Origin of the sequence: Bacillus sp. FSL R5-0585 (assembly GCF_038004545.1) — a bacterium.
GTDB lineage: Bacteria > Bacillota > Bacilli > Bacillales > Bacillaceae_G > Bacillus_A > Bacillus_A cereus.
Genome location: NZ_JBBORJ010000001.1, coordinates 15257 through 39761 on the forward strand (window position 1 = coordinate 15257; position 24505 = coordinate 39761).

Sequence of the window (24505 nt, forward strand, 5' to 3'; positions counted from 1 at the left end):
GAGGTGCTTGAAATGGACGGTTTTGATAAAACAATGAAGTTTAGCATTCAAGATGAAAAACAGAGTGTCCATGTAAATGATGTACTTTTAACTGTGTATGATGCACTTCAAGAAAAAGGCTATAATCCGATTAACCAAATCGTCGGTTATTTATTAAGTGGAGACCCAGCATACATACCTCGCCATAAAGATGCACGTAGCATCATTCGCAAGCTTGAACGTGATGAGTTAATTGAAGAGCTTGTGAAGTCTTACTTGAAACATCATCGTGAGGAGTAGTTTATGCGGATATTAGGTTTAGATGTAGGTACAAAAACAGTCGGAGTTGCAATTAGCGACGAAATGGGCTGGACAGCACAAGGATTAGAAACAATTAAGATTAACGAAGAACGAGGTCACTTTGGTTTTGATCGTATTTCTGAGTTAGTAAAGCAGTACAATGTGGACAAGATAGTAGTAGGTTTACCTAAAAATATGAATGGTACAATTGGCCCGCGTGGTGAAGCGTGCCAACAATTTGCAGAAAACCTACGAGAGCTGTTACAATTAGACGTTGTAATGTGGGACGAGCGTTTGTCAACAATGGCAGCGGAACGTCTGCTCATTTCAGCCGATGTAAGCCGTAAGAAGCGAAAGCAAGTAATCGATAAGATGGCTGCAGTCGTAATCTTACAAGGATTTTTAGATAGAAAATAAGAGGTGACCAAAATGGAAGAACGTCAAATTACAATTGTAGACGAAAAAGGTAACGAACATTTATGTGAAATTATTTTCACTTTTGATGCTGACAAATTTGGTAAAAAATCATACGTAATCTTCTCTCCAATCGGTGAAGTAGATGAAGATGGAGACCCAATTTATGATGCAATGGCTTATGAGCAAAATGAAGAAGAGGGCGGAGTTTTACTTCCAATCGAATCTGAAGAAGAGTGGGAAATGGTACAAGAAACGTTTAACACTATTGCTGATGAGCAAGAAGCTGAATAATAAGTACTGAAAAGATGGACGATATACAGTCCATCTTTTTTTGTATTTATATGTAAAATGAAAGATTTTTTGTCGAAACTGTGTAAGTCTTTGTAGTATAATGAGACGGATTGTAGAAAAATAAAGTGTCAATTAAAAAAGATAAGTAAATTTTTAGCGTTTTTACATCGTGCTGTATAGAAAGGTGTACATACGGTCTACAATTAAGTAAGGAGGAAATGTTTTGATAGAGAATCAAGTGAAAAAGAAGCGTAGACGCATCTTTTTATTTTCGATTATTGCACTGCTTTTAGTTTGTGGTTCAGTCTATGCGTATATTTCATCCGCATTAGGACCAGTTGATAGCGGGAATAAAAAAGAGATTGAAGTAGAAATTCCGAAAGGATCATCTACAAGTAAAATTGGAGAAATTTTAGAAGAAAAAGGCGCTGTAAAAAACGGTACAGTTTTTAGTTTTTATACAAAGGCTAAATCGAAAAGTTTACAAGCAGGTACATATTTATTAAATCCTTCAATGAATGCTGAAGATGTGATTGAACAAATGTCATCTGGCAATGTGCATCGTCCGGCTCTTTATAAAGTGACGATTAAAGAAGGGGCGCAAGTAACTGAAATTGCAGAAACGATTGCGACAGAACTAAAGTGGAATAAAGATGATGTTACGCGTCAATTAAACGATAAAGCATTTATTCAAAAAATGCAGCAAAAGTATCCGAAGTTATTAACGGATAAAATCTTTGATAGCAATATTAAATACCCATTAGAAGGTTATTTATATCCTGCAACGTATTCGTTTTATAAGAAAGATACGACGTTAGAAGAAATTGTAATTCCAATGCTTGAGAAAACAAATGCAATCATTGTTCAAAATGAGGCGAAAATGAAAGCGAAGAATTGGGATGTTCATCAGCTTTTAACATTATCTTCACTTATTGAAGAAGAGGCAACTGGTTTTACAGATCGTCAAAAGATCTCTAGTGTCTTTTATAATCGTTTAGCAAAAGGTATGCCGCTTCAAACGGATCCAACGGTATTATATGCACTTGGAAAGCATAAACAACGTGTATTATACGAAGATTTAAAGGTCAACTCACCGTACAATACGTATGTTGTAAAAGGATTACCGGTAGGGCCGATCGCAAACTCTGGTAAACATTCAGTAGAAGCTGCGTTAGAACCTGCGCAAACAGATTATTATTATTTCTTAGCTGCACCAAGTGGTGAAGTGTACTATGCGAAAACATTAGAAGAGCATAATGCATTAAAGCAAAAATACATTACGAAAAAATAGTGAAATGGGGAGGGATAGCGAAAAAAGTCGCACATCCCTCTTTTTTGTGGTAAAATATATCGGGTTAAAAACTGGCAGAAGAATCGTTTTTAATATCAAAACGGGACGTACAAGCTAAGGATAAAGCTGGCTTGTATTTTTATTGCATTCTATGTGTGAAAAGACGTCATAGAGGCACTTCTCCATGTAAATAAGGAGGACCATTTATGGAGGATGCAGTTAACGAGTACCTATTATCATTTATTGATCCGAAAGATAAATTAATTCTTGAAATGGAAGAATATGCAACAGAAAATCATGTGCCGATTATGGATCGACTTGGAATGGAATTTATGCTGCAATTTTTACGTTTAATTGGACCGAAAAGCATTTTAGAACTTGGAACAGCAATCGGTTATTCTAGTATTCGTATGATGCAAGCTATTCCAAATTCACGTATTGTGACAGTTGAGCGCAATCGTGAGCGATATGAAAAAGCACTTGAATATATAGAACGTTCCCCAGTAACAGATCGTATTTCAGTTATTTACGGTGATGCGTTAGAGACAGGTGAACAAGTAAAAGAACACGGGACATTTGACGTTATTTTTATTGATGCAGCAAAAGGACAGTATCGTCGCTTTTTTGACTTATATGAACCGTTATTAAATCCTGGTGGCGTAATTATTTCAGATAATGTTATGTACCACGGTCTTGTAACGACAAAAGAGAAAATTGAAAACAGACGTACACGTGGTTTAATCCGTCGTATTAAGACGTACAATGAGTGGCTTATGAACCATGAAGGATATGATACAACGATTTTCCCAATTGGTGATGGAGTAGCTGTTAGTAAAAAGAGAGGGTGACCAAGGTATGAAGAAACCTGAATTGTTAGTAACGCCAAGAGCGGTGGCGGATATCGAACAACTTGCGAAAGCAGGAGCAGATGCGGTAATGATCGGTGAGCAAAAGTTTGGTTTACGTTTAGCAGGGGAGTTTTCACGTGAAGATGTAAAACAAGCTGTGAAGATTGCACATGAAAATGGTGTGAAAGTATACGTAGCCATGAATGCTATGTTCCACAACGATAAAGTAGAAGAATTAACAGATTACGTTTCATTTTTAAACGAAGTAAATGTAGATGCAATTGTTTTCGGAGATCCAGCGGTATTAATGGCTGTTCGTGAAGTAGCACCAAATATGCAGTTGCACTGGAATACAGAAACGACAGCAACAAACTGGTTCACTTGTAATTACTGGGGACAAAGAGGATCAAAGCGTGCTGTATTAGCTCGTGAGCTTAGTTTAGATGAAATTGTTGATTTAAAAGAAAATGCTGAAGTGGAACTGGAAGTACAAATTCACGGTATGACTTGTATGTTCCAATCGAAGCGTTCATTAGTAGGAAACTACTTTGAGTATCAAGGACGTAATCTTGACATTGAAAAGAAAAAATATGAAGAGAATATGTTCTTATATGACCCAGAGCGTAACAATAAATATCCAATTTATGAAGATGAAAATGGTACTCACATTATGAGTCCGAACGACATTTGTTTCATCGATGAATTAGAGGAACTAATCGATGCTGAAGTTGATAGCTTAAAAATCGACGGTGTACTAAAAAGCTCTGAATACATTATTGAAGTAACGAAGAAATATCGTCAAGCGATTGATTTATGCGTAGAAGATCGTGATGCATATTATGACGTGAAAGATGATCTATATAAAGAAATAGAAGAAATGCAACCAGTAAATCGTCCGTTAGATACAGGATTCTTCTTTAAAGAAACGGTTTACTAAACGAGGAGGGTGTAGGAAATGACTGTACAAGAAATTTCACGAGTGATCGATGGCAAACGTGTTATTGTGAAGAAACCTGAACTGTTAATCCCTGCGGGTAACTTAGAAAAATTAAAAGTAGCTATCCATTACGGGGCAGATGCTGTATATTTAGGTGGACAAGAATTTGGTCTTCGTTCGAATGCAGGTAACTTTACGCTAGAAGAAATGGCAGAAGGCGTTGAGTTTGCAAAGAAGTATGGAGCAAAAATATACGTAACAACAAATATCTTTGCACATAATGAAAATATGGACGGGCTAGAGGAATATTTAAAAGGGATTGAAAAAGCTGGCGTAACGGGAATTATCGTTGCTGATCCGCTTATCATTGAGACTTGTAAACGCGTAGCGCCTTCTGTTGAGGTGCATTTAAGCACACAGCAATCACTATCCAACTGGAAAGCAGCACAGTATTGGAAAGAAGAAGGTTTACATCGTCTTGTATTAGCTCGTGAAGCAAGCTATGAAGAAATGAAAGAAATTAAAGAAAAAGTGGATATTGAAATTGAAGCGTTCGTCCATGGTGCAATGTGTATCGCATATTCAGGAAGATGTACATTAAGTAACCATATGACAGCGCGTGATTCTAATCGTGGTGGTTGTTGCCAATCTTGCCGCTGGGATTATGATTTAGTTCAAACAGTATCACAACATAAAGATGCAAAAGAGCTTCCTCTATTCCAAGAAGGAGATGCTCACTTTGCGATGAGTCCAAAAGATTTAAATTTAATTTTATCAATTCCAAAAATGATTGAAATCGGAATCGATAGCTTAAAGGTAGAAGGACGTATGAAATCAATCCATTACGTAGCGACTGTAGCAACTGTATATCGTAAAGTAATTGATGCGTATTGTGCGGATCCAGATAACTTTGAGTTTAAACAAGAATGGTTAGATGAGCTTGATAAATGTGCAAATCGTGATACAGCTCCTGCATTCTTTGAAGGGGTTCCAGGACATCAAGAGCAAATGTTTGGAAATCATAGTAAGAAAACAACGTATGATTTTGCTGGTTTAGTGTTAGATTATAATGAAGAAACGGGCATCGTAACGATTGAGCAACGTAATCATTTCAAACCAGGACATGAAGTGGAGTTCTTTGGACCAGAAATAGAAAACTTTACGCAAACGGTGGAGAAAATTTGGGATGAGGATGGAAACGAATTAGATGCAGCGAGACATCCGTTGCAAATCGTGAAATTCAAAGTGGATCAACGAGTGTATGTGAATAATATGATGCGCAAAAGCATACTTCAATAAGAAAGAGTGATAGTCGAATGGGGACGAATAAGCCTGTTGTAATTGGAATTGCTGGTGGTTCGGGATCAGGTAAAACGAGTGTAACGAAAGCGATTTTTGACCATTTTAAAGGTCATTCTATTTTAATCTTAGAGCAAGATTATTATTACAAAGATCAAAGCCATTTACCAATGGAAGAGCGTTTAAAAACAAATTATGATCATCCGCTTGCGTTTGATAATGATCTGTTAATTGAACATTTGCAGCAGTTGCTTGCATATGAGCAAATTGATAAGCCTGTATATGACTATACATTGCATACGCGTTCAGAAGAAATTATTCCGGTTGAGCCGAAAGATGTAATTATTTTAGAAGGAATTCTTATTTTAGAAGACCCACGTCTTTGCGAGTTAATGGACATTAAATTATTCGTTGATACGGATGCTGACCTTCGTATTCTGCGCCGCATGCAACGTGATATTAAAGAGCGCGGTCGTACGATGGATTCAGTTATTGATCAGTACGTAAATGTTGTACGTCCAATGCACAATCAATTTATTGAGCCTTCTAAGAAATTTGCGGATATTATTATCCCTGAAGGTGGACAAAACCACGTTGCAATTGATATTATGGTGACAAAAATTGCAACAATTCTTGAACAAAAAGTAAATTTGTAATAGCATAGTAAAAGATATACGGTAGGAAGGGATTTTTTCCCTTCTTATCGAATACAATGAAACATGCAACCTCATCTATATATAGGTGAGGGCATATTTATATCAACTTTCCATACATATCTTCTTTATATAAAGAAGAATTGGAAATACGGGGTTGTATGTGACAACTCCGCTAGTGCAAGGGTACTAGAAACCTCCGCTAACAATGGAAGCGGAGGAGTTTTCATATGGAACTCCTCTTTTTTTTTCGGGGGATTGGTATATAAAAGGAGTGGAAAATATGTCAACAGAAAAAACATACCCTATGACGCAAGAGGGTAAGCAAAAACTAGAGAACGAACTTGAGCAATTAAAAACAGTAAGACGTAAAGAAGTAGTAGAACGTATTAAAATCGCACGTAGCTTCGGGGATCTTTCTGAGAACTCTGAGTACGATGCAGCGAAAGATGAGCAAGCGTTCGTAGAAGGACGTATTACACAATTAGAAAATATGATTCGTAACGCAGTTATCATTAAAGATACTGGCGAAGTATCTACTGTTGTTACATTAGGTAAAACAGTAACATTTAAAGAATTACCAAACGGAGATGAAGAAGCGTATACAATCGTAGGTAGCGCGGAAGCTGATCCATTCGAAGGAAGAATTTCTAACGATTCTCCAATCGCAAAAAGCTTATTAGGTAAGCAAATTGGTGAGAAAGTAACAATCCAAACACCAGGCGGAGAAATGCAAGTAGAGATTGTCTCTGTAAAATAAAAAAAAGATTCTCCTATCGGGAGAATCTTTTTTTTCTGTAGAATGAAAAAATTTGTGTAAACCTTAGAGTGATTCGACAAAAAATGTCAAAAAAACATTTTAAGCTTTGATATCATAATTAGAGACCATAGTTTTTAAAAGGGAAAAGGGGCTAATTATGAAACATAAAATCTTTACAGGATTGGTTTGTAGTATCTCCATATTAGGACTTGCTGCATGCGGAACGAATGAAGAAACTACATCATCAAAGGGAGAAAAAGTAAAGCAAGAAGAAAAAAAGGATATTAAAGCAACTGAGAGTTCAAAAGCCTTAGAAAATCCACAAGATAAAAAGGAATTTAATGATTTTGATGTAGCGTATCAATTAGCAATTGTCATGAAAATATTTCAAGATGTAACGATTAAGTATGATTACGCAATTGGGAATCCAGATTATTTATTGCGAGATTCGATGGATCAAAAAACAATAGATGATATGAAGAATATGTTACAAGAACAGGCGAAGAATAATGATAAAATTTTAAAAGATGAAGTGAATCAAGCATATACATATTTAAAACAATCGAAAGTAAGTAATAAAGATGATATTCAAAAAATAATAGATGCACAAAATAATTATTTACATATTGTAGATAAGATGATTACTTGTATTGATTCTGTAACAGTTGAGAATGCAAAAGAAAAAAGAAATGAAATGGATAATCTAAGTAAGGATTATTTAAAAATAGCGGCTAATGTAACAACCACTGTAATTGAAGTTGCTAAAAACACTGGAGTGAATGAAACTGAATTTAGATCGCTTCTTATGAAATTTTTAGAGAAGCCAAAGAAACAATAATAGCCTTATATAATATCTGTTTTTGTTTTGGAGATTGTATAAATAAAATAGTACCTCGTCTAAACTACAATAGACGAGGTGTTTTTTATGAAAATAAAACGGAGAATTACAATTGTTTTAATTTGTTTTATGAGCGTTATGTTTGTATTGCTTTGTCGTTTAATCCAAATTCAAATTATAGATACAGAATCATTTACTGATCGCAAAATAAATTTAATTGAAAAAAGTGTTACGCAACGCACACAATCCATTACAGTAGACGATGGGCGTGGGCAGTTTATAGATCGTAATGGTAAAAAAATAGGTGAGGAAAAATATCCTGTTTTAATTATTTTTCCATTTTTACAAATAAAAAATGACATGTTAGAGAAAATAGCGCATATCATTGGTGTGTCGAGACAAGAGATTAGAAGACAAATGAAAAATAATAAAAATGCATTTACACTACAAGGAGAAACTGCTCCATTTCGAGTGACACGAGAGCAGATGGAGAAGGTAAATGAATTACATGTATTAGGTATTGTAGCAGCTGAAGTGCGATTAAAACAAACTGGAGAGATAAATCATTTAATTGGTGATGTAGGGGAGAACGAAAGGGAGTTTCAAAAGCGATATGGAGAATTGAAAAGAATCTCAAAACAAACGCCGATAGGTATTTCAGGATTACAGCAATCATTTGATGAATTTCTATTGACTGATGGAGAGGCAAAAGTATTATATCAAGTAGATCGGCAAGGAGAACCCATTTTCGGAAAGCAAGCGAAATACACTTCACCAGGAAATCCATTTTATCCAGTTAGGATTCAAACTACTTTACATAAAGAGTTGCAGCAAAAAGCAGAAGAAGTGATTGAAGCGAATGAAATAAAGAAGGGGGGACTAGTATTACTTGATGTAAAGACAAATGAAATATTAGCGATGGCTAGTAAGCCGTCTTTACAAGTAAGGGATGAGAATTTATATAAAACTACACTTGAAAATCAAATGTTAACGCCACATTTTCCAGGCTCTGTTTTTAAAACAGTAGTTGCAGCTGCAGTCATTGATCAAAAAGTAAATTTGTTTAATCGGACATTTAACTGTAATAAAGATTTATATGGTGAAAACGACCCGCAAGTTAGGATGGGTACACTTAACTTTAAAGAGAGCTTTGCTAGGAGCTGTAACAGGACATTTTCCGAGTTAGGTAACGAGCTATTACAAAAGGATAAGACGGTGCTAGAAACATACGTAGCAGCTTTAGGAGCAAATGAAAAGGTTGGATGGAAAGGTTCTGTATTTCATACACCTCATTTTGAGCAAATGCCAGAAGAAAAGGGTACTACTATTTGGGGGAATGAAGAAAATAAAAATAGTAAAAAAGCGGTAGAACAAACAGCAATTGGACAGAAAGATGTACGTATATCACCTCTAGCAATTGCAAATATGATGGCGACGATTGCAAGGAATGGAGAAAAGATGGAAGTGAAAGCAGTTAAAAAAATAGTATATAAAAATGGAGCGGATTTTTTTACATTTGAGAGCCATACGTTAAATGGAAAACAGCTTTCGTATGAAACAGTGAAAACATTACAAGAGTTATTAAGAGGCGTTGTAACAAGGGAGAAAGGAACAGGAACGGCATTCCGTTCGTTGCCACTAAGTGTCGCTGGAAAATCCGGGACAGCGCAAACAGGGGAAGGGACGAGGGTGAATCGCTGGTTTGCAGGTTATTTTCCGTATGAGAATCCAAGATATGCTTTAGTTGTTGTTGATCTAGAGACTGATAGCAAAGTGAATAAAGTTACACCTATTTTTAAAGATATGGTAGGAGCAATCTATCAATTGGAGAATGAAAAGTAATCTTGCAATTTATAGTGAAATGTCTTCATTTCATGAAAATATCATTGTAAATGTTCAACCTTTCTAGATTTAATGTTACAATAGCAATTAGGAAAAACTGCATGGAGGTTTGGAGAATGGCAGGAGGATCAAGATTCCAACAGAAACAACAAAAACGTCGTCAAAACGGTGTTTTAAATATTGCAATCGCTATTGTATTACTATTAGTAGCTATTGTAGCATATCAATTGTTCGTTCCTAGTACGAAAGAGCAAGCATCTTCTACTGATAAGAAAGTCTCTCAACAAACAACAAAGAATGAGAAAGCTGGAAAATCAGAAGATAAAGAATCTGCTAAGAAAAAAGAAAAAGAAAAAGAACAAGAGCAAGCAGAAGCTAAGAAAAAAGCTGAAGAAGAGAAGCTAAAGGCTGAAGAAGAACAGAAAAAAGCTGAAGAAGAAGCGAAAGCTAACGAGAAAGTATCAGCTGAGAAAACTGTATCTAAGGCAAAAGAGGCGTATACAAAACCTTCTTGGAAAGCTGTAGGAACAGAACAAGGTTCATCACCAGCGATGACGTTTAAACAGGGTTCATCAGATTGGAATGAGATGCAAAGTGCAATTGCTGCAGGTGTTGAAGTACCGAAAGAGCAATTAGTATTCCATTTTGTTGGAAGAGACAAAACTGGAAAGAGCAAAGCTTATGGTGATGTTCAAGATAAGCAAAGTGGGAAAAGATATTATGTAAATATTGATTGGGTAGACAATGAGGGCTGGAAACCAGTGCTTGTTCAAACTCTAAACTAAAAAAGAGAGGCTCCTTAGGAGCTTCTCTTTTTTGTTAACGCAATTTCTTTAATTTAAAATGAACAACCGCGCTATAATACGGTCTTTTGCTTTCAGGATCCATAACCATTTGATGTGAGATGTGATGAACTTCAAGCATAAGTGCTTTATTATTATCAATTTGTTCACTAATTTTTCGTTCTAAAGAAGCTAAGTCTCCCGCTTCAAAAAACTCTACTTTATCTTCTAACATTTCAAAGGTAAATGACATGAAGACGGCCCCTCTCCTATGTAATCAACTATAGTGTAACAAAGAAAAGAAGGAAATACCATGTACATTTCAATTGACATTTTTAGAAAGAGGGAATATCATACTGATAAAACCGATAAGAAAAAGGGGAATTTTTATGGGTACAGAATTTAATGGTTTATTTGATGAGTGGGCTCATACGTACGACTCATTTGTACAAGGCGAAGATATACAATATAAAGAAGTTTTCGCCCATTATGAGGACATTCTAGAGGATGTAGTTAACAAGTCATTTGGTAATGTATTAGAATTTGGTGTCGGTACAGGTAATTTAACAAATAAATTATTACTTGCTGGCCGCACAGTTTACGGTATAGAACCGTCGCGTGAAATGCGCATGATTGCAAAAGAGAAATTGCCAAAAGAATTTTCAATTACAGACGGTGATTTTCTTTCGTTTGAAGTTCCAAATTCAATTGATACCATTGTAAGCACCTATGCATTTCATCATTTAACAGATGATGAAAAAAATGTAGCGATTGCGAAGTATAGTCAATTGCTAAACAAAGGTGGTAAAATAGTGTTTGCTGATACGATATTTGCAGATCAAGATGCATATGATAAAACTGTTGAAACAGCAAAACGAAGAGGTTTCCACCAGTTAGCAAACGATTTGCAAACGGAATACTATACACGTATTCCAGTTATGCAGACTATTTTTGAAAACAATGGCTTCCATGTAACGTTCACGAGATTAAATCATTTCGTTTGGGTAATGGAGGCAACTAAGCAATAGAAAGAGGGATTAGATTGAGAATTGCTGTAATTGGAGCAATGGAAGAAGAAGTACGTATTTTACGTGACAAATTAGAACAAGCAGAGACAGAAACGGTTGCAGGTTGTGAATTTACGAAAGGGCTATTAGCAGGGCATGAAGTAATCTTGTTAAAGTCTGGTATTGGTAAAGTAAACGCAGCGATGTCAACGACAATTTTATTAGAAAAATATAAGCCTGAAAAAGTAATTAATACTGGTTCAGCTGGTGGATTCCATCATTCTCTAAACGTTGGTGATGTAGTTATTTCCACTGAAGTTCGTCACCATGACGTAGATGTAACAGCATTTAACTATGAATATGGTCAAGTACCAGGAATGCCGCCTGGATTTAAAGCTGATGAGGCGTTAGTTGCATTAGCTGAGAAATGTATGCAGGCTGAAGAAAATATTCAAGTTGTAAAAGGTATGATTGCAACAGGTGATTCATTTATGAGTGATCCGAACCGCGTTGCAGCCATCCGTGATAAATTTGAAAATCTTTATGCGGTAGAAATGGAAGCAGCAGCTGTTGCACAAGTATGCCACCAATATGAAATTCCGTTTGTTATCATTCGCGCACTTTCTGATATTGCTGGTAAAGAATCAAATGTTTCATTTGATCAGTTTTTAGATCAAGCAGCTCTTCATTCTACAAACTTTATCGTAAAAGTGTTAGAAGAGTTAAAGTAATGTAACAAAAAGGCAACTGTCTCATATAAAGAAAATACATACAGTTGCCTTTTCTTTATTGGCAAACAAGGGGGAGAACACGATGAATGTATATCGTGGAGTTCATGAGTTAATTGGTCATACACCAATTGTAGAAATTACTCGTTTTTCACTTCCGAAAGGAGTCCGTTTATTTGCAAAGCTTGAATTTTATAACCCAGGCGGAAGCGTTAAGGATCGTTTAGGAAGAGAATTAATCGAAGATGCGCTAGAAAAAGGGCTTGTGACCCAGGGTGGAACAATTATTGAACCGACTGCTGGGAATACTGGTATTGGACTGGCACTTGCAGCATTAGAACATGATTTACGTGTTATTGTTTGTGTACCAGAGAAATTTAGTATTGAAAAACAAGAATTAATGAAAGCACTAGGTGCAACGGTCGTGCATACACCGACTGAGCAAGGAATGACCGGTGCAATTGCTAAAGCAAAAGAGTTAGTAAATGAACTACCGAATTCATACTCTCCAAGTCAGTTCGCAAATGAGGCAAATCCTCGTGCATATTTTAAAACACTAGGACCTGAACTGTGGGACGCATTGAATGGAGAGATTAACATATTTGTTGCTGGAGCAGGAACTGGCGGTACGTTTATGGGGACTGCATCTTATTTGAAAGAAAAAAATATAGATATTAAAACAGTTATCGTAGAGCCAGAAGGATCTATTTTAAATGGTGGTAAGGCTGGTTCACATGACACCGAAGGAATTGGACTGGAATTTATCCCGCCATTTTTGAAGACATCTTATTTTGATGAAATTCATACGATTTCTGATCGAAATGCATTTTTACGAGTGAAAGAATTAGCGCAAAAAGAAGGACTTCTCGTTGGGAGCTCTTCAGGAGCAGCATTTCATGCGAGCTTACTTGAGGCCGAGAAGGCAGCACCAGGTACAAATATTGTAACGATTTTTCCTGATAGCAGTGAGCGCTATTTAAGTAAAGACATATACAAAGGATGGGAATAAAAAATGAGAGCAAAGACAAAGTTAATTCATGGTATTCGCATAGGAGAACCTTCAACTGGATCTGTAAACGTACCGATTTATCAAACAAGTACGTACAAACAAGAAGCAGTTGGTAAGCATCAAGGATATGAATATTCACGTACAGGTAACCCAACACGTGCAGCTTTAGAAGAAATGATTGCTGTATTAGAAAATGGGCATGCTGGATTTGCATTTGGTTCAGGAATGGCTGCTATTACAGCGACAATTATGTTGTTCTCAAAAGGTGACCACGTTATTTTAACAGATGATGTTTATGGCGGAACATACCGCGTTATTACGAAAGTATTAAACCGTTTCGGTATTGAGCATACATTTGTAGATACAACAAACTTAGAGGAAGTTGAAGAAGCGATTCGTCCAAATACGAAAGCAATTTATGTGGAAACACCAACGAACCCACTACTAAAAATTACTGATATTAAGAAAATATCTACTCTTGCTAAAGAGAAAGACCTATTAACAATTATTGATAACACATTCATGACGCCATATTGGCAGTCGCCGATTTCTTTAGGAGCAGATATTGTGCTTCATAGTGCAACGAAATATTTAGGAGGTCATAGTGATGTAGTTGCAGGTTTAGTAGTTGTAAATAGCCCACAACTAGCAGAAGATCTTCACTTTGTACAAAACTCAACAGGAGGTATTCTTGGGCCACAAGATAGCTTCTTACTACTTCGCGGTTTAAAAACATTAGGAATTCGTATGGAAGAACATGAAACGAATTCACGTGCTATTGCTGAGTTCTTAAATAATCATCCAAAAGTAAATAAAGTATATTACCCAGGTCTTGAATCACATCAAAATCACGAATTAGCAACAGAACAAGCAAACGGGTTTGGTGCTATTATCTCATTTGATGTAGATAGTGAAGAAACATTAAATAAAGTACTTGAGAAACTACAATACTTTACACTTGCTGAAAGCTTAGGAGCGGTAGAAAGTTTAATTTCTATTCCATCTCAAATGACACATGCATCAATCCCAGCTGATCGCCGCAAAGAATTAGGAATTACAGATACATTAATTCGTATTTCTGTCGGTATTGAAGATGGTGAAGATTTAATTGAAGATTTAGCACAAGCGCTAGCATAATAAAAAATGCACTGCTCTATATTAGCAGTGCGTTTTTTTATTACGTCTTTTTGTGAAACATTTCACAAAATAGACATACACAAACGAAATGATTTCATGTATATTGAATTCAGGAAACGTTACTCACGAACAAACTTGTGAAATTTTTCACAAACAATGAAATTCATGTAGGAAAGCATCTCTATTTTTTTGTGTTAATTGGGACTTATTTTGACCTACAGGGACATATAAGGACCGTAATAGTAGAATAGGAGGAAATTCACATGGTAGTCAAAGAGAAAGTTGTAAATGAAATGCAGGAAGTAAAAAAGATGATTGATACGCTAGTAAATAATGGTCAACAAGCTTTACAAGCATTAGAAAGTTTTACACAAGAGGAAATTGACAACATTGTTCATGAAATGGCATTAGCAGGTGTTGATCAACATATGCCGCTAGCAAAATTAGCAGTTGAAGAAACTGGCCGTGGTGTATATGAAGACAAATGCATTAAAAATATTTTTGCCACTGAATATATTTGGCATAGTATAAAGCAAGATAAAACGGTAGGGATTATTCACGAAGATCCTCATGAAGAAATAATAGAAATCGCGGAACCTGTCGGTGTAGTAGCTGGAGTAACACCAGTAACGAATCCAACGTCGACAACAATGTTTAAAGCGTTAATTGCGATAAAAACAAGAAATCCAATTATTTTCGCATTTCATCCTTCCGCACAAAAATGTTCTGTGGCAGCAGCGAAAACCGTATATGATGCAGCGATGAAAGCTGGTGCACCAAAACACTGTATTCAATGGATTGAAAGACCGTCTGTTGAAGCGACGAAACAATTGATGAACCATGATGGTGTAGCACTCGTTCTAGCAACTGGAGGCGCTGGTATGGTGAAATCAGCTTACTCTACTGGAAAACCAGCGTTAGGCGTTGGTCCTGGTAATGTACCGTGTTATATAGAAAAATCAGCACATGTAAAACGAGCTGTTAATGATTTAATTTTATCAAAAACATTTGATAACGGTATGATTTGTGCATCGGAACAAGCAATCATTGTCGATAAAGAAATTTATGATGATGTTAAAACAGAAATGATTGAAAACAGTTGTTACTTTGTAACAGAAGAAGAAAGAAAAAAATTAGAAAAGCTCGTTATAAATGAAAATACATGTGCAGTAAATAGTGATATTGTAGGGAAATCAGCACAGTATATTGCCGATTTAGTTGGGATCACTGTTCCTGGACATACAAAAATGCTTGTAGCTGAAATTCAAGGTATCGGAGCAGCATATCCGTTATCCCGTGAGAAACTGAGTCCAGTATTAGCTTGTGTGAAGGCAAATTCATTAGAAGAAGGATTTACATATTGCGAAGAAATGTTGAACCTCGGTGGTTTAGGACATTCAGCAGTTATCCATTCTACAAATAAAGATGTGCAAAAGCAATTTGGGTTACGTATGAAAGCTTGCCGTCTCATTGTAAATGCACCTTCATCACAAGGTGGAATAGGGGATATATATAATGGATTTATTCCATCACTTACACTTGGTTGTGGTTCATACGGAAAGAATTCAGTTTCCCAAAATGTAACAGCGACTCATTTATTAAATATAAAAAGGCTGGCAAATAGAAAAAAGAATATGCAGTGGTTCAAACTGCCACCAAAAATTTATTTTGAAAAACATGCTACAGCTTATTTAGCAAATATGCCTAACATTTCACGTGCATTTATTGTAACGGACCCCGGAATGGTTGAACATGGCTATGTCGATACAGTCGCGCACTATTTAAACAAGAATGCAAATGATGTGAAAGTTGAAGTTTTCTTTGAGGTCGAACCAGATCCATCAGATGAAACTGTTTTCAAAGGTGCGGAAATGATGAAAAGCTTTAAGCCAGATGTAATTATCGCACTTGGTGGTGGTTCAGCTATGGATGCAGCAAAAGGAATGTGGTTATTCTATGAGCATCCAGAAACGACATTCTATGGTATTAAACAGAAATTTTTAGATATAAGAAAACGTACATGTAAATATCCGGAATTAGGAAATAAGGCGCAGTTTGTTGCGATTCCAACGACATCAGGAACGGGATCAGAAGTGACACCATTTGCGGTTATTACAGATAAGAAAAATAATATAAAGTATCCGCTCGCAGATTATGAATTAACACCAGATGTAGCAATTGTTGATCCACAATTTGTAATGACAGTACCACCACATGTAACAGCAGATACTGGTATGGATGTTTTAACACATGCAATTGAGGCGTATGTGTCTGTTATGGCAAATGACTATACAGATGGATTAGCATTAAAAGCTATTGATCTCGTATTCAAATATTTACCGAGAGCATATAAAGATGGAAATGATGAAGAAGCAAGAGAAAAAATGCATAACGCTTCTGCAATTGCAGGGATGGCATTTGCAAATGCTTTCCTTGGTATTAATCACAGCTTAGCACATAAGATTGGACCAGAATTCCATATTCCGCACGGACGCGCAAATGCCATTCTAATGCCGCACGTAGTCCGCTATAATGCTATTAAGCCAAGAAAACACGCATTGTTCCCAAAATATGAGCACTTTGTGGCAGATGAAAGATATGCACATATAGCGAGAATGCTCGGGCTTCCAGCAAGTTCGGCAGCAGAAGGGGTGGAATCACTCGTCCGAGCAATTATTGAGCTTGGAAAAAGCTTAAATATTAATATGAGTATTGCGGGACAAGGAGTCGATAAAGAGCAATTTGAAGAGGTTGTTGGAGTATTAGCAGAAAGAGCTTTTGAAGATCAATGTACAACTGCTAATCCAAAGTTACCGCTTATTTCAGAGCTGAAAGAAATTTATATGGAAGCATATAAAGGTGAATAATGATAAAAAAAGAGCCGCAGTAAAAGCGGCTCTTTTTTTATTGGAAAACATCTCCCAGAATGGCTGTATTTACTGGTCTTTCAGTTTCATAGAATATGATACAGTGAAATGGAGGAGTGAGAATATAATGAAAGAATTAAAAGGAAAAATAGAAGATTATACTCGGTTTGGACAAATGCTTCTCGCTGTAAGTACATTGTTAATGGTTGGCTTATTGATTCCGAGTGAAGCAAAAGAGACAATCCAATTTTTTGTTATGATGGGGAGCATCGTTATATTTTTAAGCTTATCGTTCTTTTTCTTTCAGCGTGTGAAAGTGATGCGTGACCAGCTAGAGGAAAATGAATGTGAATAATATTGTTAACTAGAGCGCAGCGAAAAGAAAAAATCTTTTTGTCGCGCTTTTTGTTTTTTGTAGGAAAATATATGTGTTTCGTGTTGACAATGATAATCCTTATCAATTAAAGTATAATAGTAGTTAATGATTATCATTATCAATTAGAGGTGAAGAAATGAAAAAATCTATTACGCTATTTACAGCGATTTTATCTATTTTTTTCTTGTTAATAGGTTGCAGTGCCAAAGGGGACGAAAAAGCGTCTGCAACCAAAACAGAAAAAGGAAAAGAGAAAATCGAAATTACCGACCTATCAGGAAGAAAGGTAACATTCGATAAAGTGCCAGAAAGTTTTGCAACATTAAGTATGGGGGACATGGATATTATTCATGCTTTAGGTGGAAAAATAGTAGGTCGCCCGGATACGAAATTAACTCTTCCGGATGAGCTAAAGAAAGCACAAGTAATTGGGAATGCACATCAACCGAATTTTGAGCAAATTGCTAGTTTAAAGCCCGATGTACTTGTTGCTAACAATGGATTCCAAAAGAATGTGCCAACGGTTGAAGGACAAGGAACGCAAGTTATCATTTCTTCTGCGAATTCTGTACAAGATATTCAAAAAAATATTGAATTATATGGAACGGTAATGAAGAAAGAAGATAAAGCAAAAGAAATTAATCAAAAAATGAATGATCAAATGAAGAAATATGAGAAAAAGAGCGATGTGAAAGCATTGCTAGTGTATGGCGCACCAGGAACTTATTTAGCGGCATTACCAACATCTTTATCAGGTGATATTTTAGAAAAAACAGGCGGAAAAAATATTGCTTCTGATTTTCCAGAAACGAAAGAATATCCGCAATATGCACAGCTAAGTGTAGAACGTATTATTGAGGCGAATCCAGATGTGATTTATTTAATTACACACGGAGATCCAAAAAGTGTGAAAAAAGCATTCGAAGGCGAAATGATGAAAAATGAAGCGTGGAAAAATTTAGAGGCAGTAAAACAAAACCGCGTAGTTATTTTGCCACCTGATTTATTTGGATCTAATCCTGGTACAAAAGTTACAGAAGCAATGGACTTTATGTATAAAAGTATACAAGATGTAAGGAAATGATACTATGGAAAGTAGTGAAGTAGTAAGAGAAAAGGAACATCCTTTTGCGAAAAAAAGATGGATAATAGCAGTTACTTTAGTTGTATTAACAATCCTAGGTCTCTTTTACGGTCTTTTCGCAGGAAGTTTATCCTTTTCTGTACGAGATATTCTAACGGGTATACAAGATGAAGGTTCGACAGTTCATCGAATTGTATGGGATCTTCGCATACCGAGAGTGTTCATTGGGTTTATAGTAGGAACATGTTTAGCTGCATCTGGTACACTGCTACAAGGAGTTATGAGAAACCCTCTTGCAGATCCTGGTATTATCGGAGTTTCATCTGGGGCAGGCCTTGTAGCAATTGTCATCATGATTTTATTCCCACAGCATCTAGCTTTTTTACCACTAGGGGCGTTTTTAGGAGCTTTCATAACAGCGATGGTTATTTATGCTTTATCATGGCAAAAAGGGGCACCACCTTCAAGAATCGTCTTAGTAGGGGTGTCGATCAATGCATTAATTGGTGCAGCAACGTCAGCATTAATGTTATTACATAGTGACAAAGTACAATCGGTGTTACCGTGGCTAGCGGGTGGTATTGGTGGTGTAAGTTGGGCACATTTAAATATGATTATTTATTATGCAATATTCGCCATTATATTAGCTTTCTTTGGTATTAAGCATATTCGAGTGTTAATGCTTGGAGATGAAATGGCAAAGTTATTAGGACATAACGTGGAAAAAAGTCGGTTTTATTTAATCGTAGTAAGTACATTATTAGCTGGAATTGCAGTAAGTGTGTCTGGTCTTATTGGATTTGTCGGTCTTGTCGTACCACATATGCTACGTTTATTAGTTGGAAATGATTATAGATATTTGCTACCTTTATCATGCCTTGGCGGCGGGGTATTACTTGTTTTTGCGGATGCAATAGCTCGAAGTTGGTTTGACCCAATCGAATTGCCTGTTGGTATTTTACTGTCCTTCTTAGGTGGTCCGTTCTTCTTATATTTAATTCATAGAGGAGGAAAACAAAGTGATTTCCGTTAACAAAGTGTTTTACGCACACTCTGAAAGATTTCAAATGCAAAATATGAATGTACATATTAAGGCTGGAGAAATCGTTAGTTTAATTGGTCCGAATGGATCGGGAAAATCTACTTTGCTTCGTTTAATAGCAAGGCTACTGAAACAAAGCGAAGGGGACATCATTTTAGATGGGAAAAATATTCATATGATGAAGAGTGCTGATGTAGCGAAGCAATTAGCAATGTTACCACAAATGCATGATCATCAATTAGATTTAACAGTGAAAGAACTAATTGAGTTCGGAAGAGGTCCACATAAATCATGGAGTAGCCACTTAAATAAAGAAGATGAAGAAATTGTTGATTGGGCATTGTCTGTTACAAATCTTGAAGGGTATGAATATCGTCTTTTACATTCTTTATCAGGAGGGGAACGGCAACGTGCTTGGATTGCGATGACGCTAGCGCAACGTACAAATGTCTTATTATTGGATGAACCAACAACCTTTTTAGATATCGTTCACCAGTTGGAAGTAATGGAACTTGTGAAACGATTAAATGAGGAGTTTGGAATGACAATTATAATGGTTTTACATGACATTAACCAAGCTGCTCAATATAGCGATCGTTTACTTGTATTAAAGCGAGGGAAAATTCAGTATGATGGTATACCAGAAGAAGTACTATGCCATGAAATGTTTCAACATGTATTTGGCATAGATGTAGATATTTTTCAGGGAAGTGACAAGCCTTTTTTTACACCCAAACGAATTTCTAAAAGGGGAGAAGAGCGATGCAAACAGAAGAGCGTATTACCATTGAATTAGTAAGAGAATTTGTTATGGCAGCTCACGGGGATTTAGAGAAAGTACAAGAGCTATTGGTTGAATCACCAAGCTTACTTCACGCCTCTTATAATTGGGGTGGATCAGATTGGGAAAGTGCGTTAGGCGCATCGGCACATGTAGGTCGTAAAGATATTGCTCTTTATTTACTAGAAAAGGGTGCTCGGATGGATATTTTTGCAGCAGCTATGCTTGGTGAATTAGAAGTTGTACAAGCTATTTTAGTAGCTCAACCAGAAGCATTGCGCGCATCTGGTCCTCATGGTATTTCTCTTCTTCAACATGCACGAATGGGTGGAGAGAAATCTAAGCGTGTATATGATTATTTAGCAATACTATCTTAATGAACGAAGGAGGTTCTTATGTGCGGTAAACTTTTCACTTGAAACAATTGGAAAGTTTACCGCCCGTTAGAACGGGATAAGTATCTAGTATATTTGAAAATCCTACACCCCCCTCAATTGTAGTTTTCTTTATGCTAGTTATGATATGGATGCAGTGGACAATATTTGTCTACTGCTTTTTTTGTTTCTATAAGATTGAATATTCTGTGTTATGTGGTTGATTCATTTATAATAAATGGTAACACTTATTATGCATACAAAATATGATTGTGAAATTAAGAAGAAATTAGTAGAAAGGAGTGAAGGAATGTTTCATACAGACCGTTTACAAATTCGTAAATATACAATGGATGATTTACAGTTCTACGCTTCACTATGGGGAAACGAAAAAGTAATGCGCTATATTGGAAATGGGAATTTAAAAACATATATGCAATGTAAAAAAAGTTTGGAAGAGTGGGTAATTCCTAGCTATAAAAACGGCCTCGGTTTATTTGTATTAATTGAAAAGGAAACGGGGATACGGATTGGTCATGCAGGATTAGTAAAGCAGCAGATAGATGGAAAAGAGGAAATTGAAATTGGTTATTGGTTATTACCTCAGTATTGGGGAAAAGGCTATGCGAGAGAAGCAGCGGCAGCATTTCGAGACTATGGCTTCCAAGCGTTACGAATGAATAAATTGATTTCTCTTATTAATCCGGACCACCCCGCCTCAATCTTTGTTGCTAGAAAAACGGGGCTTAGTTATGAGAAAACAACTTCATTTCATGGGATGGATGTTCTCGTTTATTCCATTAGGCGCGTTGGATGAAAAAAGGTTAATTGTATTTTTTGAAGAATGGTATATAAAAATAAAGGGGGGATTACATGTACATTTATCATAATGGACTTATTATTCGTGAGGGGACGAATGGTGTACCTGCATATGCAATTAAGACTTTATTCGAAGATGCCGGTTGGAGCAATGATAATATCCCTTCTTGGCAAATTGAAAAATTCACGATAGCATTTGAAAATTCAACATGGGCATTCACAATTTGGGATGAAGAAGAGATGATTGCGATGGTTAGAGTCATTTCTGATGGAATCATGGTCGCGAACATAGTAAATTTAGTTGTGAAATGTGAATATAGAGGGAAGGGATTAGGTAAGAAACTTGTCGCTCTTTGTTTGCAAAAGCTACCACATGGTGATTGGTTTGCACATACTTCTGCGAACAATTTTGATTTTTATAGAAGCTGTGGATTTGAAGTTAGAGAGCTATCGAGAAATGGAACATGTGCGTATTATGGATATCAAGTCGCGAAAAGAGATGGTCACCGATAAATGAATGAAAAGTAAAAGTTTAGCGAGGTAATTTTGAGGATTTGATAATAGAGAATGGATTGAGGCACATTTTATGATAAAATAAAAGAAAATTCTGTTTATTATTAGGGGGATAAAAATGAGTATAAAAGTTGGGGATGTATTTAAATATGAAAGAAGATTTACTGAGGAAGAGGTGTTTGAATTTGCAAATATTACCGGAGATAAAGGTAGACACCATGTGGAATATGATGAAAATGGAAGATTAATGGTCCATGGTTTATTGACTGCTAGCATTGGTACGAAAGTAGGGGAAGAATTACATTACATAGCAAGAGAATTAGTAAGTGAGTTTATTAGACCAGTTTTCACAGGAGATACAATCACTTGTGAATTAACTTTAACAAATGTTGAGCAAATGGAAGGCTATAAAAAAGTTTCAATCGAGTCAGTTTATCGCAATCAACACGAAAAGACTGTACTAGTTGGGACAAGTTATGGAATTATAAGGGGATAAAAAAGAAGCCTGTTTAGCAGGCTTCTTTTTTATTATTTAGTAAACACGTTTTCGATTTTCCGCATAACTAGAGATGAGTAGTAATGCAGTTTCTTCTCCTATATTACGAACAATATGAGGAACGCATGCATTCCATGAGAAAGAATCACCTTCTTCTACAATTGCAATATCTTCACCGTGCTGAACTTCTAGTTTTCCGCGTAATACAAGGTGACATTCTTCCCCTTCATGGGCATTTGGTGAGTTTTCTTTCGGGAATCCAGTAGGGATTTCTACTAAAGATAGGCGAAGGCCCCCTTGCTCCGCAACATGTTCAATTCTTTGCTCATCTTTGCCGTATACACTGTATTTCCGTTCTTCTTTTTTGACAATTTTTAATCGATCTTTTTGCTCTAACAATAAATAGGGAAGGGGAACGTTTAAAAAATTGGAGATCGTTTCTAAAGTTGAGATAGATGGTGATGTTTTATTATTTTCAACCTGACTCATAAATCCTTTAGAAAGACCTGTTCCCTCACAAATTTGTGCGATTGTTATGCCCCTACGTTGACGAATTTCACGTATTGCAGAACCAATATTCATAAAATCAAGCTCCTTTTTGTAAACAACTATTTGTATCATAGCAAAAAAAATATATTTTTTCCCAGTGAAAATGAATTGACGAATAAAAAAAATTAGTGTATGTTTTGTAATGTAAATAAAAGTTTTGTATAAGAAAACTATAAAGGAGAGAAAGAAATGAATCAACATATTGGTAACTTAATTATTCGTATCGTGTTAGGGGTAACATTCTTCATGCACGGTTTAACAAAATTCCAATCAGGAATTGACAATATTGCAGGGTGGTTTACAAGCATTGGTTTACCAGGAGGACTTGCATACGGTGTAGCAACATTTGAATTAGTTGGAGGCCTATTATTAATTCTAGGTTTAGGTGTAAGATATATTGGATTATTATTTGCACTTGTTATGGTTGGAGCAATCGTAAAAGTGAAATGGTCAGCTGGTTTATTGGGAGATGGAAAAAATCCTGGTTTCGAATTAGAACTTGCATTATTAGCAATGGGTGCATACTTATTTGTTGCAAAAGCTGATGGTTTTGTAGATAATTTCTTAAAAGAAAAAATGTCAAAGAAGAACTAATTTAAATGGGGGGCTAACAAGATGAGTTTTCAACTTCATCCCGATACAACACTGGATGTTGTTCATTTATACGTATCTAATGTAAAGAAATCACTAGAGTTTTATACGGAAGTACTAAGTATGAAGGTGCTAAAAGAAGAAAAAGCAGTCGTTACATTTGGGAATGAAAATGATGAACCACTTCTTATCATTGAAGAAAAAAAAGAAGCTTTTCCGAAGCAAAGAGGAAGAACAGGGTTATATCATTACGCAATTTTATTACCAAGTAGGCAGGATTTAGCGAATGTTCTTCGTCATCTTGTAGAAATGGTATATCCACTACATGGCGGGGCCGATCATTACTTTAGTGAAGCTCTTTATTTAGCTGATCCAGATGGAAACGGGATTGAAATTTATCATGATCGACAAAAAGAAGTTTGGCGTGATGAGAATGGAGAGCTCCCATTTGTTAGTAACCCGTTAGCTGGTGAAGAATTATTGCAGCAAGGAAGTACATGGAGTGGATTTCCAGCTGGTACTGTGATGGGGCATATTCATTTCCATGTAGCTGATTTAGAGGAAGCGAAACGTTTCTATGTTGATGGTCTTGGTTTTGAAGTAACAATCCCAGCTCGTAATGGAGCTTTGTTCGTATCAGCAGGTGGCTATCATCACCATATCGGTTTAAATACATGGCAAGGTGAAGGGGTACCACCGCAAATGCCAGGTTCTGTTGGTTTGAAATATTTCACAATTGTATTAGCGGATGAAAAACAAAAAGAGCAAGTATGTGAAAGCTTAAAAAATATTGGTAAGATTGCTACGTACAAAGATGGAATATTACAAGTCGAGGATCCATTTGGACATTGTATCCATTTCCAAATAAAAGGAGAAGCCTAAAAAGGCTTCTCTT

Annotated in this window: 29 protein-coding genes; 27 read left to right on the forward strand and 2 right to left on the reverse strand. The window is 36.1% G+C overall.

The window, feature by feature from the left end:
• Positions 1 to 12 precede the first annotated feature (12 nt).
• From MKY38_RS00075 to MKY38_RS00130, 12 genes are all read left to right on the forward strand, one after another.
• A complete protein-coding gene (locus tag MKY38_RS00075) occupies positions 13 to 279 on the forward strand; it encodes an IreB family regulatory phosphoprotein (protein WP_000348590.1) in 267 nt (88 codons plus the stop codon).
• Positions 280 to 282: 3 nt separating this feature from the next.
• The gene (ruvX, locus tag MKY38_RS00080; protein ID WP_001221192.1) at positions 283 to 696 is read left to right on the forward strand and encodes a Holliday junction resolvase RuvX; all 414 of its coding nucleotides are present in this window, start codon (positions 283 to 285) and stop codon (positions 694 to 696) included.
• A gap of 12 nt (positions 697 to 708) precedes the next feature.
• Entirely contained in the window at positions 709 to 987 is a 279-nt protein-coding gene (locus tag MKY38_RS00085; protein ID WP_000392730.1) for a DUF1292 domain-containing protein, read from the forward strand.
• Positions 988 to 1210: 223 nt separating this feature from the next.
• Positions 1211 to 2278, forward strand: a complete 1068-nt coding sequence (mltG, locus tag MKY38_RS00090) for an endolytic transglycosylase MltG (protein ID WP_000572137.1) — start codon at positions 1211 to 1213, stop codon at positions 2276 to 2278.
• A gap of 206 nt (positions 2279 to 2484) precedes the next feature.
• Positions 2485 to 3126: an O-methyltransferase gene (locus MKY38_RS00095; RefSeq protein WP_000389102.1), complete on the forward strand. Its 642-nt coding sequence runs from the start codon at positions 2485 to 2487 to the stop codon at positions 3124 to 3126.
• A 7-nt stretch (positions 3127 to 3133) separates the two neighbouring features.
• On the forward strand, positions 3134 to 4063 hold the full coding sequence (locus MKY38_RS00100; RefSeq protein WP_000742807.1) for a peptidase U32 family protein: 930 nt from the start codon (positions 3134 to 3136) through the stop codon (positions 4061 to 4063).
• A gap of 18 nt (positions 4064 to 4081) precedes the next feature.
• Positions 4082 to 5362, forward strand: a complete 1281-nt coding sequence (locus MKY38_RS00105; RefSeq protein WP_000217974.1) for a peptidase U32 family protein — start codon at positions 4082 to 4084, stop codon at positions 5360 to 5362.
• A 17-nt stretch (positions 5363 to 5379) separates the two neighbouring features.
• Positions 5380 to 6018: a uridine kinase gene (udk, locus tag MKY38_RS00110; RefSeq protein WP_000537078.1), complete on the forward strand. Its 639-nt coding sequence runs from the start codon at positions 5380 to 5382 to the stop codon at positions 6016 to 6018.
• Positions 6019 to 6298: 280 nt separating this feature from the next.
• Entirely contained in the window at positions 6299 to 6775 is a 477-nt protein-coding gene (gene greA, locus MKY38_RS00115) for a transcription elongation factor GreA (protein WP_000102591.1), read from the forward strand.
• A 157-nt stretch (positions 6776 to 6932) separates the two neighbouring features.
• Positions 6933 to 7613, forward strand: a complete 681-nt coding sequence (locus tag MKY38_RS00120) for a hypothetical protein (protein ID WP_000680878.1) — start codon at positions 6933 to 6935, stop codon at positions 7611 to 7613.
• Between the two features lie 87 nt (positions 7614 to 7700).
• A complete protein-coding gene (locus tag MKY38_RS00125) occupies positions 7701 to 9455 on the forward strand; it encodes a peptidoglycan D,D-transpeptidase FtsI family protein (RefSeq protein WP_070180514.1) in 1755 nt (584 codons plus the stop codon).
• Positions 9456 to 9571: 116 nt separating this feature from the next.
• Positions 9572 to 10240, forward strand: coding sequence for a YrrS family protein (locus MKY38_RS00130; RefSeq protein ID WP_070180513.1), 669 nt, complete (start codon positions 9572 to 9574; stop codon positions 10238 to 10240).
• 34 nt (positions 10241 to 10274) lie between these two features.
• On the opposite strand, the gene MKY38_RS00135 is transcribed toward MKY38_RS00130, so the two are convergent.
• The gene (locus tag MKY38_RS00135) at positions 10275 to 10490 is read right to left on the reverse strand and encodes a YrzA family protein (protein ID WP_000010984.1); all 216 of its coding nucleotides are present in this window, start codon (positions 10488 to 10490) and stop codon (positions 10275 to 10277) included.
• 136 nt (positions 10491 to 10626) lie between these two features.
• Between MKY38_RS00135 and MKY38_RS00140 the strand changes: the two genes are divergently transcribed.
• From MKY38_RS00140 to MKY38_RS00200, 13 genes are all read left to right on the forward strand, one after another.
• Entirely contained in the window at positions 10627 to 11265 is a 639-nt protein-coding gene (locus MKY38_RS00140) for a class I SAM-dependent methyltransferase (protein ID WP_000536317.1), read from the forward strand.
• A 14-nt stretch (positions 11266 to 11279) separates the two neighbouring features.
• Positions 11280 to 11975, forward strand: a complete 696-nt coding sequence (gene mtnN / locus MKY38_RS00145; protein WP_001217024.1) for a 5'-methylthioadenosine/S-adenosylhomocysteine nucleosidase — start codon at positions 11280 to 11282, stop codon at positions 11973 to 11975.
• Positions 11976 to 12057: 82 nt separating this feature from the next.
• Complete coding sequence (locus MKY38_RS00150) at positions 12058 to 12981, forward strand: O-acetylserine dependent cystathionine beta-synthase (RefSeq protein WP_114555859.1); 924 nt, start codon at positions 12058 to 12060, stop codon at positions 12979 to 12981.
• 3 nt (positions 12982 to 12984) lie between these two features.
• A complete protein-coding gene (locus tag MKY38_RS00155; RefSeq protein WP_001201908.1) occupies positions 12985 to 14118 on the forward strand; it encodes a bifunctional cystathionine gamma-lyase/homocysteine desulfhydrase in 1134 nt (377 codons plus the stop codon).
• Between the two features lie 263 nt (positions 14119 to 14381).
• Positions 14382 to 16985 carry a bifunctional acetaldehyde-CoA/alcohol dehydrogenase gene (gene adhE / locus MKY38_RS00160; protein WP_000260500.1) on the forward strand — a complete coding sequence of 868 codons (2604 nt, stop codon included), beginning with the start codon at positions 14382 to 14384 and terminating at the stop codon, positions 16983 to 16985.
• 127 nt (positions 16986 to 17112) lie between these two features.
• Positions 17113 to 17340 carry a YrhC family protein gene (locus MKY38_RS00165; RefSeq protein WP_341047768.1) on the forward strand — a complete coding sequence of 76 codons (228 nt, stop codon included), beginning with the start codon at positions 17113 to 17115 and terminating at the stop codon, positions 17338 to 17340.
• Positions 17341 to 17497: 157 nt separating this feature from the next.
• Positions 17498 to 18445 (forward strand): ABC transporter substrate-binding protein, encoded by a 948-nt coding sequence (locus MKY38_RS00170; RefSeq protein ID WP_000748454.1) that lies wholly within the window; start codon positions 17498 to 17500, stop codon positions 18443 to 18445.
• 4 nt (positions 18446 to 18449) lie between these two features.
• Entirely contained in the window at positions 18450 to 19478 is a 1029-nt protein-coding gene (locus tag MKY38_RS00175; protein ID WP_044795987.1) for a FecCD family ABC transporter permease, read from the forward strand.
• Positions 19465 to 20283, forward strand: a complete 819-nt coding sequence (locus MKY38_RS00180; protein ID WP_000626525.1) for an ABC transporter ATP-binding protein — start codon at positions 19465 to 19467, stop codon at positions 20281 to 20283. Before MKY38_RS00175 ends, MKY38_RS00180 begins: the two co-directional genes overlap by 14 nt.
• The gene (locus MKY38_RS00185; protein WP_001192763.1) at positions 20250 to 20645 is read left to right on the forward strand and encodes an ankyrin repeat domain-containing protein; all 396 of its coding nucleotides are present in this window, start codon (positions 20250 to 20252) and stop codon (positions 20643 to 20645) included. Before MKY38_RS00180 ends, MKY38_RS00185 begins: the two co-directional genes overlap by 34 nt.
• Positions 20646 to 20880: 235 nt before the next feature.
• Positions 20881 to 21459 carry a GNAT family N-acetyltransferase gene (locus tag MKY38_RS00190; RefSeq protein ID WP_114555861.1) on the forward strand — a complete coding sequence of 193 codons (579 nt, stop codon included), beginning with the start codon at positions 20881 to 20883 and terminating at the stop codon, positions 21457 to 21459.
• A gap of 56 nt (positions 21460 to 21515) precedes the next feature.
• Positions 21516 to 21974 carry a GNAT family N-acetyltransferase gene (locus MKY38_RS00195; protein WP_000276114.1) on the forward strand — a complete coding sequence of 153 codons (459 nt, stop codon included), beginning with the start codon at positions 21516 to 21518 and terminating at the stop codon, positions 21972 to 21974.
• 118 nt (positions 21975 to 22092) lie between these two features.
• Entirely contained in the window at positions 22093 to 22470 is a 378-nt protein-coding gene (locus MKY38_RS00200; protein ID WP_000025015.1) for a MaoC/PaaZ C-terminal domain-containing protein, read from the forward strand.
• 36 nt (positions 22471 to 22506) lie between these two features.
• On the opposite strand, the gene MKY38_RS00205 is transcribed toward MKY38_RS00200, so the two are convergent.
• Positions 22507 to 23052, reverse strand: a complete 546-nt coding sequence (locus tag MKY38_RS00205) for a helix-turn-helix domain-containing protein (RefSeq protein WP_001020693.1) — start codon at positions 23050 to 23052, stop codon at positions 22507 to 22509.
• Between the two features lie 156 nt (positions 23053 to 23208).
• Here MKY38_RS00205 and MKY38_RS00210 point away from each other — a divergent pair, with 156 nt between their 5' ends.
• A complete protein-coding gene (locus MKY38_RS00210; protein WP_001071553.1) occupies positions 23209 to 23613 on the forward strand; it encodes a DoxX family protein in 405 nt (134 codons plus the stop codon).
• A 21-nt stretch (positions 23614 to 23634) separates the two neighbouring features.
• Positions 23635 to 24492: a VOC family protein gene (locus MKY38_RS00215; RefSeq protein ID WP_000009844.1), complete on the forward strand. Its 858-nt coding sequence runs from the start codon at positions 23635 to 23637 to the stop codon at positions 24490 to 24492.
• Positions 24493 to 24505: the final 13 nt, after the last annotated feature.

Coding starts and splice junctions, on each gene's coding strand:
- MKY38_RS00190 (WP_114555861.1), top strand. CDS start 20,881: ATGGTAACACTTATTATGCATACAAAATATGATTGTGAAATTAAGAAG.
- MKY38_RS00155 (WP_001201908.1), top strand. CDS start 12,985: ATGAGAGCAAAGACAAAGTTAATTCATGGTATTCGCATAGGAGAACCT.
- ruvX (WP_001221192.1), top strand. CDS start 283: ATGCGGATATTAGGTTTAGATGTAGGTACAAAAACAGTCGGAGTTGCA.
- MKY38_RS00120 (WP_000680878.1), top strand. CDS start 6,933: ATGAAACATAAAATCTTTACAGGATTGGTTTGTAGTATCTCCATATTA.
- MKY38_RS00165 (WP_341047768.1), top strand. CDS start 17,113: ATGAAAGAATTAAAAGGAAAAATAGAAGATTATACTCGGTTTGGACAA.
- MKY38_RS00075 (WP_000348590.1), top strand. CDS start 13: ATGGACGGTTTTGATAAAACAATGAAGTTTAGCATTCAAGATGAAAAA.
- MKY38_RS00095 (WP_000389102.1), top strand. CDS start 2,485: ATGGAGGATGCAGTTAACGAGTACCTATTATCATTTATTGATCCGAAA.
- greA (WP_000102591.1), top strand. CDS start 6,299: ATGTCAACAGAAAAAACATACCCTATGACGCAAGAGGGTAAGCAAAAA.
- MKY38_RS00140 (WP_000536317.1), top strand. CDS start 10,627: ATGGGTACAGAATTTAATGGTTTATTTGATGAGTGGGCTCATACGTAC.
- MKY38_RS00195 (WP_000276114.1), top strand. CDS start 21,516: ATGTACATTTATCATAATGGACTTATTATTCGTGAGGGGACGAATGGT.
- MKY38_RS00105 (WP_000217974.1), top strand. CDS start 4,082: ATGACTGTACAAGAAATTTCACGAGTGATCGATGGCAAACGTGTTATT.
- MKY38_RS00130 (WP_070180513.1), top strand. CDS start 9,572: ATGGCAGGAGGATCAAGATTCCAACAGAAACAACAAAAACGTCGTCAA.
- MKY38_RS00205 (WP_001020693.1), bottom strand. CDS start 23,052: ATGAATATTGGTTCTGCAATACGTGAAATTCGTCAACGTAGGGGCATA.
- MKY38_RS00200 (WP_000025015.1), top strand. CDS start 22,093: ATGAGTATAAAAGTTGGGGATGTATTTAAATATGAAAGAAGATTTACT.
- MKY38_RS00175 (WP_044795987.1), top strand. CDS start 18,450: ATGGAAAGTAGTGAAGTAGTAAGAGAAAAGGAACATCCTTTTGCGAAA.
- MKY38_RS00100 (WP_000742807.1), top strand. CDS start 3,134: ATGAAGAAACCTGAATTGTTAGTAACGCCAAGAGCGGTGGCGGATATC.
- udk (WP_000537078.1), top strand. CDS start 5,380: ATGGGGACGAATAAGCCTGTTGTAATTGGAATTGCTGGTGGTTCGGGA.
- adhE (WP_000260500.1), top strand. CDS start 14,382: ATGGTAGTCAAAGAGAAAGTTGTAAATGAAATGCAGGAAGTAAAAAAG.
- MKY38_RS00185 (WP_001192763.1), top strand. CDS start 20,250: ATGCAAACAGAAGAGCGTATTACCATTGAATTAGTAAGAGAATTTGTT.
- MKY38_RS00215 (WP_000009844.1), top strand. CDS start 23,635: ATGAGTTTTCAACTTCATCCCGATACAACACTGGATGTTGTTCATTTA.
- MKY38_RS00170 (WP_000748454.1), top strand. CDS start 17,498: ATGAAAAAATCTATTACGCTATTTACAGCGATTTTATCTATTTTTTTC.
- MKY38_RS00085 (WP_000392730.1), top strand. CDS start 709: ATGGAAGAACGTCAAATTACAATTGTAGACGAAAAAGGTAACGAACAT.
- MKY38_RS00150 (WP_114555859.1), top strand. CDS start 12,058: ATGAATGTATATCGTGGAGTTCATGAGTTAATTGGTCATACACCAATT.
- MKY38_RS00125 (WP_070180514.1), top strand. CDS start 7,701: ATGAAAATAAAACGGAGAATTACAATTGTTTTAATTTGTTTTATGAGC.
- MKY38_RS00135 (WP_000010984.1), bottom strand. CDS start 10,490: ATGTCATTTACCTTTGAAATGTTAGAAGATAAAGTAGAGTTTTTTGAA.
- MKY38_RS00210 (WP_001071553.1), top strand. CDS start 23,209: ATGAATCAACATATTGGTAACTTAATTATTCGTATCGTGTTAGGGGTA.